This window comes from Isoptericola sp. NPDC060257, assembly GCF_042726645.1.
GTDB lineage: Bacteria > Actinomycetota > Actinomycetes > Actinomycetales > Cellulomonadaceae > Isoptericola > Isoptericola nanjingensis.
Genome location: NZ_JBHXAW010000226.1, coordinates 1 through 7,360 on the forward strand (window position 1 = coordinate 1; position 7,360 = coordinate 7,360).

Sequence of the window (7,360 nt, forward strand, 5' to 3'; positions counted from 1 at the left end):
GGGCGGTCCTGCGTCGGGGCTCCCTGCGCCCCGGGCGGGCTGTGGGTCTCGTCACGACGCCGCCGACGAATTAGGTCTCCGATAACGAATCGGTTACGGTCGGGTGTCCCGCGTGCGAGCCGTGCTCGACAGGTGTATGCGACGCGGGCCCCTGAACCGCCGGATCGGTGGGTCGGAACTCGGCGCCCTCGGGCGCGGGGCCGGGAGCGAGGCGCGAGCGCGCCGCCCCGGTGCGTGACGGGCCGCCGGCCCGCCGCCGGCCACCGTGCCCGGACAGCACGACGACTGGACTCTCGTGACCCGCTCTCCCCAGACCTCTCCCGTGCCCGCCGTGCCGGACGCCGACACCGTCGCTCCCGCCACGACCCGCAGCCGCCGCCGCTGGCCGTTCCTGGCCGCGGCGACCGCCGCCGCGGTCGCCGTCGCCGGTGGCGCCGTCGCGTACGCGGACGCCCGCAAGACCGTCACGCTCGACGTGGACGGCGACGTCAAGACCGTGACGTCCTACTCCGGCTCCGTCGACGACCTGCTCACCTCGCAGGGCGTCGTCGTCGGCGACCGCGACCTCGTGACCCCGGCCGCCGACGCCGCGCTCGAGGACGGCTCCGACGTCGTCGTGCGCTCCGGCAAGGAGCTCAGCCTGCAGGTGGACGGCGAGGACACCGACGCGTGGGTCACCGCCCTCGACGCCGACGAGGCGCTCGACACCCTCACCGCCCGCGGCGGCGACGTGCGCATCGTCGCCTCCCGCGACGGCGAGCGGGCCTCGCTGCCCGTGGACGTCGACACCGACGGCCCGGTGGCCGTGGTGCACGACGGCACGACCGACGTGGTCGAGGACGCGGAGGACGTCGAGGCCGTGCTGGCCGAGGCGGACGTGGAGCTCGGGAAGCGCGACCGCGTGCACGTCACCGACGCCGCCAACGGCGAGGTGAAGAAGCACGTCGCCGCCGCCGTCGCGGACGAGAAGAAGCAGGCCGAGAAGCAGGCCGAGAAGGACGGCGCGCAGACCGAGCAGGTCGCCGCCTCCGAGACCCCCGCCTCCGACACCCCCGCGGCCGCGACCGAGGTCGCCACGCCGCAGGTGGCCGTCGTCGTGCAGCGCGTCGAGACCAAGAAGGTCACGACCACCAAGGCCGTCGACCACAAGACCACGACCAAGAAGTCCGCCGACCGGTACTCCGACGCCGACGCGAAGGTCGTGAAGAAGGGCAAGGACGGCGAGCGCACGATCGTCCACCAGGTCACCACGGTCGACGGCAAGGTCGTGAAGAAGACCAAGGTCTCGGACGAGGTCACCACCAAGCCCGTGACCCGCGTGCTGGTGAAGGGCACCAAGGAGCGCCCGGAGCCCGAGCCGAAGACGCCGTCCTACTCCGGCTCCACCCGGTCGATGGGCAAGCAGATGGCCGCCGCGCGCGGCTGGAGCGGCTCGGAGTGGACCTGCCTCGAGTCGCTGTGGACGAAGGAGTCGGGCTGGAACGCCTCGGCGGCCAACCCGTCGTCCGGCGCCTACGGCATCCCGCAGTCGCTGCCCGGCTCGAAGATGGCCTCGGCCGGCTCCGACTGGCAGACCAACCCCGCCACCCAGATCGAGTGGGGCCTCGGCTACATCGCGGACGTGTACGGCACGCCGTGCGGCGCGTGGGGCCACTCGCAGTCGGTGGGCTGGTACTGAGCCGCCCGTCCTGAGTCGTCGGCCGCGGGCCGACGAATAGACTCGCCCCCATGACGAACACCCCTGGCGCCCTGCTCGGCCCTGCGGAGATCCGCGAGCTGGCAGGGCGCCTCGGCGTCCGCCCCACCAAGCAGCTCGGGCAGAACTTCGTGCACGACGGCGGCACGGTGCGCAAGATCGTCCGCGCGGCCGGGCTGCGACCGGGGGAGCGGGTCGTGGAGATCGGCCCCGGGCTGGGGTCGCTGACCCTCGGCCTGCTGGAGGCCGGGGCCTCCGTCGTCGCGGTCGAGATCGACCCGGTGCTGGCGGGCCAGATCTCCGAGACGGTGCGCGAGCACGCCCCCGCCGCCGACTTCGAGGTGGTGCCCGCCGACGCCCTCGAGGTCACCGAGCTGCCGGGCGAGGCGCCGACGGCGCTCGTCGCGAACCTGCCCTACAACGTGGCCGTGCCGGTGCTGCTCACGTTCCTGCAGCGGTTCCCGAGCCTGGAGCGCGTGCTCGTCATGGTGCAGGCCGAGGTGGCCGACCGGCTCGCCGCCGGCCCCGGGTCGCGCACGTACGGCGTGCCGTCGGTGAAGGCCGCCTGGTACGCCGACGCGCGCCGGTCGTTGAACGTCAGCCGGCACGTGTTCTGGCCGGAGCCCAACGTGGACTCCGCCCTCGTGGCGCTGGAGAAGCGCGAGCCCCCCGTCACGACCGCGACGCGCGAGCAGGTCTTCGCCGTCGTCGACGCCGCGTTCGCCCAGCGCCGCAAGACGCTGCGCGCCGCCCTGTCCGGCACGTTCGGCTCCGGCGCCGCCGCCGAGGAGGCGCTGCGCGCCGCGGGCGTCGACCCCGGCCTGCGTGGCGAGCGCCTCGAGGTCACGGACTTCGCGCGGATCGCCGAGCAGCTTCCGGTCGCGGCGGGCACGGTGGACGCGTGACGCATCTCGCCGCCGCCCCGTCGCCGTCCGTCCGGGTCCGCGCGCCCGGCAAGGTCAACCTGTCGCTGCGCGTCGGCGCGCGGCAGGCCGACGGATACCACCCGCTGTCGACGATCTTCCAGGCCGTGGCGCTCTACGAGGAGGTGACCGCCACGCAGGTGCCGGAGGGCGCCGGCGTGACGATCACCGTGGACGGCCCGCAGGCCGAGCTCGTGCCCGTCGACGGGACGAACCTCGCCTGGCGTGCCGCCGAGGCCCTGGCGACCCGGGTCGGCGTGGCGCCGGACGTGGCGCTGCACCTGGCCAAGGGCGTGCCCGTCGCCGGGGGCATGGCGGGCGGCTCCGCGGACGCCGCGGCCACCCTGGTGGCCTGCGACGCGCTGTGGCAGACCGGTCTGAGCCGCGACGACCTGGCGACGCTCGCCGCGGATCTCGGCTCGGACGTCCCCTTCGCCCTGCTGGGGCACACCGCCGTCGGGACCGGGCGCGGCCACCTGCTGACGCCCGCCATGACCCGCGGCGAGTTCCACTGGGTGTTCGCCGCCCAGGCCGAGGGTCTGTCGACGCCGGCCGTCTACGGCCGGTTCGACGAGCTGGCCGGCCCGGACGGCGCCGCCGACGAGCCGGGGCTCGGCGAGGACACCGGGCTGATGCAGGCGCTGCGCGCCGGCGACGCCCATGCCCTCGGGCCCGCCCTGCACAACGACCTCGAGGCCGCGGCGCTCTCCCTGCGCCCCGAGCTGGAGCGCACCATCGCCGTCGCGCGGGAGGCCGGCGCCCTGGGGGCGTTCGTCTCCGGCTCCGGCCCGACCGTCGCGGCGCTCGCCCGGTCGCGCCAGCACGCGCTGGCGGTCGCCGCGTCCTGGACCGCGGAGGGCGTCGCCGACTCCGTGTGGTGCACCTCCGGCCCCGCGCACGGCGCCCGCCTGCTTCCCTAGTGCCTCGGCATCAGAGGTGCTTGGCCAGCCAGGCGAGGGTCGGGGCGAAGCGGTAGCCCTGGCCGCCCTCGTGGCGGTTGTGGGGGTAGACGTCGATCGCCGTGTCCGGTGCGGTCTCGCCCAGCGCGCCCCACTGGTTGTACGCGGCGTAGACCGTGGACGGCGGGCAGACGTCGTCGCGCAGGGCGGTCGAGAACAGCGCGGCCGCGCGGGCGCGGCGGGCGAACGAGACGCCGTCGAGGTAGGAGAACGTGCGCCAGACGGCGTCCTCGTGCTCGCGGTGCACGGACAGGTACTGCGTGATCTCGCCGTACGGGAACGCGTCGGAGATCTGTACGGCGCGGCGGTAGTGGCACAGGAACGGCACGTCGGGCACGGCGGCGGCGACGTCGGGCACCAGGCCGGCGACGGCGATCGCGATGCCGCCGCCCTGGCTCGTGCCGGCGACGGCGATACGCGCGGGGTCGATCCCCTCGACGCGGCGCGCGGCGTCCACGGCGCGCACGCCGTCGGTGAAGACGCGCCGGTAGTAGTGCTCGTGCGGGTCGAGGACGCCGCGCGTCATGAAGCCGGGGGAGGCGGGGCCGCTGCCCACCGGGTCGGGGGTGTCGCCGCCGTGGCCCCAGCCCGAGCCCTGGCCGCGGGTGTCCATGACGAGGTGCGCGTAGCCCGCGGCGGCGAGGCCCAGGTGGTCGTGCGCCAGCCCGCGCCCGCCGCCGTAGCCGACGAACTCGACGACCGCCGGCAGGGGGCCGTCGGCCGCGGCGTCGTGGCGCGCGGGGCGCGTGAGCCATGCCTTGACCGGCTGCCCGTCGAAGCCCGGGAACGTCACGTCGTCCACGACGAGCTCCGTGAGGCCGGTGTCCGCGCGCTCCAACGTCGGTGCGTCGTCGTGCGCGCGGGACTCGACGAGGGTCTGCTCCCAGAACGCGTCGAAGTCGGCGGGCTCGTCGATCTCGGGCACGTACGCCTCGAGCTCGGCGACGGGCAGGTCGAACTGGGCCATCGGGTTCCTCCGGGGACTTCCTGCGGGGCCACCGCGGCGGCGCGGTGTCGGGCTGCACTGTAGCGGGCCGGCAGGCGGCCGTGGAGAACGTTTCCCCGCGCCGGACGTCTACGCTGCGACCAGTCGGACGGGCGAGGTGAGGACACGGTGCGACGCGGGACCAACCTGCCGCGGGTGGGCGACTTCAACCAGATGGTCGTGCTCGACCAGGTGCGGCGCGCGCCCGACGGCACGAGCCGCAGCGAGCTCGCGGCGAGCACCGGGCTGTCCCTCCAGGCGGTGTCGAACATCGTGGCGCGGCTCATCGCGCTGGGGTACGTCGTCGAGGGGGAGCGCCGGGCCGAGGGCCGGGGCAAGCCCCGCACGATGCTCTACCTCGAGCCGCAGGGGGCCTACGCGCTGGGCGTGCACATCGACCCGGTGGTGGTGACGTCGGTGCTCGTGGACCTCGACGGACGCACGGTGGAGAAGGTCGTCGAGCCGACGCCGGCCGGTCCTGAGGCCGTGGCCGGGGCCGTCGCCGCGGCGGCCGGAGCGATGCTCGACCGGGCCGGCGTCGAGCGCTCTGCCGTCCTGGGTCTGGGGGTGGCGGCGCCGGGGCCGGTGGACCTCGCCGCCGGTGCGGTGATCCGCCCGCCGCTCCTGGACGGCTGGGAGGAGGTGCCGGTGCGCGACCTGCTGGCCGCCGCGACGGGCTTCGACGTCGTGCTGGACAAGGACGTGTCGGCGGCGATGGTGGCGGAGCTGTGGCGCGGCAACCGGATGCTGCGCGGCACGTCCCTCTTCTTCTACACGGGCTTCGGCGTCGCCGTGGCGGTGGCGCACGACGGCGAGCTCCTCGCGGGATCGTCGCGCAACGCCGGCGAGGTCGGCCACCTGATGGTCGACAACGACGGCCCGCTGTGCGACTGCGGCCAGCGGGGGTGCATCGGCGTCTCCGCCGCCCCCGCGACGCTCGTCGCCGAGGCTGTCGCGGGGGGCGTGCTGCCGGCGGGCACCCCGGCGTCGACGCCGGCGGAGCTCGACGCGGCCCTCACGACGCTGTGCCGGGCTGCGGCCGAGGGCGACGCGGCCGCCGCGGGGATCCTCGCGGCGAGCGCGCGACGGGTCGCGCGCGGGATCACCGTGGTGGCCGACCTCGTGGACGCGGGGGTCGTCGTCTTCGGCGGCCCGGCGTGGGCGCGGCTGGCCCCGCACTACCTTCCCGTCGTGCGGCGGGAGCTCACCCTGCAGGCGACGCTGCGCGAGGTGCACGCCGTCGAGGTGCTGGGCTCCGCCGTCGGCGACCACGTCGGGGCGGTGGGTGCGGCGAGCCTCGTGCTCGACGGGCTCTTCACCCCGCGACCCTCCGGCCTCGTGAGCGCTTGACAGCATTAACTCAATTCGCTTGAGTTATTCACGTCAGCCGGCCCGGCGTCGTCGGGCCACTCATGTGGGCAAAGGAGCAGCATGCGACTGGCACGAACCCTTGCCGCGGGATCCGCGGTCACGGCGCTCGTCCTCACCCTCGGAGCCTGCGGCTCCGGGGACGGCGAGGGCAGCAGCGGGGACGCGACGATCAAGATCGCGTACCAGAAGTTCGGGAACTTCACCCAGGCCGACGAGCTGTTCAAGGACGTCAAGGCCGAGTACGAGAAGGAGAACCCGGACGTCACGATCGAGCTCGTGCCGATCGAGGCCAGCCAGAACGACTACTTCACGAAGCTCGCGCTCATGAACCGCGCGCCCGGGACGGCGCCCGACCTCATGTACGAGGACACGTTCATGATCAAGTCGGACGTCGAGGCGGGCTACCTGCTGCCGATGGACGACTACCTCGCCGACTGGGAGGACTGGGGCCAGTTCGTCGACCAGGCCAAGCAGGCCGGGCTGGGCGACGACGGCAAGACCTACGGCGTCCCGATGGGCACGGACACCCGCGGGCTGTGGTTCAACAAGGAGGTGCTCGCCAAGGCGGGGCTCCCCGAGGACTGGGCCCCGAAGACCTGGGACGAGCTGCTCGAGGCCGCCCGGGCGATCAAGAAGGCGGACCCCGACGTCATCCCGCTCAACGTCTACTCGGGCAAGCCGATGGGCGAGGGCGCCACGATGCAGGGCTTCGAGATGCTGCTGTACGGCACGGGCGGCACGCTCTACGACACCGACGCCTCGAAGTGGATCGTCGGGTCGCAGGAGTTCGTCGACTCGCTCGACTTCATCAGGACGATCTACACGGAGGGCCTCGCCCCCACGCCGCAGCAGGCGCTCGACCCGAACGTCGGCAACACGGTCTCGGCCGAGTGGCTGCCGAAGGGCAAGCTCGGCATCTCGCTGGACGGCTCGTGGATGCCCGGCACGTGGCTCGAGGAGGGCACGGCGCCCTGGCCCGAGTGGACCGACGTCATGGGCACCGCCGCGATGCCCACCCAGGACGGCCAGGCCCCCGGCGCGGTGAGCATGTCGGGAGGCTGGACGATGGCGATCGGCGCCGGGTCGAAGAACCCCGACGTGGCGTTCGACGTGCTGACCCACGCGCTCGACAAGGAGAACTCGCTGCGGTTCGCGATCGACAACAGCCAGATCGCGGTGCGCACCGACGTCGCCGAGGAGCCGTCGTACTCCGAGGCGAACCCGACGGTGCCGTTCTTCTCCGACCTCGTCGAGGTGACGAACTTCCGCCCCGCCACCTCCGACTACGCCCAGATCTCCAACGCGATCCAGGTCGCCATGGAGTCGGTGATGACCGGGCAGCAGACGCCCGAGGAGGCCGCCGCCGTGTACGACGAGGCCGTGGTCGCGCAGGTCGGCGAAGAGAACACGACGAACGGCTGACGAC

The 7,360-nt window shown here is 73.9% G+C and carries 6 protein-coding genes; 5 read left to right on the top strand and 1 reads right to left on the bottom strand.

The features are described 5' to 3' along the window. Positions 1 to 295 precede the first annotated feature (295 nt). Genes ACFWEK_RS16370 through ACFWEK_RS16380 form a run of 3 tightly spaced genes read left to right on the top strand, consistent with a single transcriptional unit; the run spans position 296 to position 3,539 of the window. Positions 296 to 1,678 carry a G5 domain-containing protein gene (locus tag ACFWEK_RS16370; protein WP_430554717.1) on the top strand — a complete coding sequence of 461 codons (1,383 nt, stop codon included), beginning with the start codon at positions 296 to 298 and terminating at the stop codon, positions 1,676 to 1,678. A gap of 50 nt (positions 1,679 to 1,728) precedes the next feature. Continuing rightward, complete coding sequence (gene rsmA / locus ACFWEK_RS16375; protein ID WP_430547240.1) at positions 1,729 to 2,601, top strand: 16S rRNA (adenine(1518)-N(6)/adenine(1519)-N(6))-dimethyltransferase RsmA; 873 nt, start codon at positions 1,729 to 1,731, stop codon at positions 2,599 to 2,601. Beyond that, the gene (locus ACFWEK_RS16380; protein ID WP_430554718.1) at positions 2,598 to 3,539 is read left to right on the top strand and encodes a 4-(cytidine 5'-diphospho)-2-C-methyl-D-erythritol kinase; all 942 of its coding nucleotides are present in this window, start codon (positions 2,598 to 2,600) and stop codon (positions 3,537 to 3,539) included. Before rsmA ends, ACFWEK_RS16380 begins: the two co-directional genes overlap by 4 nt. 10 nt (positions 3,540 to 3,549) lie before the next feature. Here ACFWEK_RS16380 and ACFWEK_RS16385 read toward each other — a convergent pair whose 3' ends face one another. Then, positions 3,550 to 4,545 carry an acetylxylan esterase gene (locus ACFWEK_RS16385; RefSeq protein ID WP_430554719.1) on the bottom strand — a complete coding sequence of 332 codons (996 nt, stop codon included), beginning with the start codon at positions 4,543 to 4,545 and terminating at the stop codon, positions 3,550 to 3,552. A gap of 147 nt (positions 4,546 to 4,692) precedes the next feature. Between ACFWEK_RS16385 and ACFWEK_RS16390 the strand changes: the two genes are divergently transcribed. Together ACFWEK_RS16390 and ACFWEK_RS16395 are read left to right on the top strand one after the other, a co-directional pair. Further along, complete coding sequence (locus ACFWEK_RS16390) at positions 4,693 to 5,913, top strand: ROK family transcriptional regulator (RefSeq protein ID WP_430547243.1); 1,221 nt, start codon at positions 4,693 to 4,695, stop codon at positions 5,911 to 5,913. 81 nt (positions 5,914 to 5,994) lie between these two features. Beyond that, positions 5,995 to 7,356 carry an ABC transporter substrate-binding protein gene (locus ACFWEK_RS16395; protein WP_430547244.1) on the top strand — a complete coding sequence of 454 codons (1,362 nt, stop codon included), beginning with the start codon at positions 5,995 to 5,997 and terminating at the stop codon, positions 7,354 to 7,356. The last annotated feature ends 4 nt before the right edge of the window (positions 7,357 to 7,360 follow it).

Bases quoted from the DNA above. Each gene is read 5' to 3' on its own strand.
- rsmA (WP_430547240.1), top strand. From the start codon at position 1,729: ATGACGAACACCCCTGGCGCCCTGCTCGGCCCTGCGGAGATCCGCGAG.
- ACFWEK_RS16385 (WP_430554719.1), bottom strand. From the start codon at position 4,545: ATGGCCCAGTTCGACCTGCCCGTCGCCGAGCTCGAGGCGTACGTGCCC.
- ACFWEK_RS16395 (WP_430547244.1), top strand. From the start codon at position 5,995: ATGCGACTGGCACGAACCCTTGCCGCGGGATCCGCGGTCACGGCGCTC.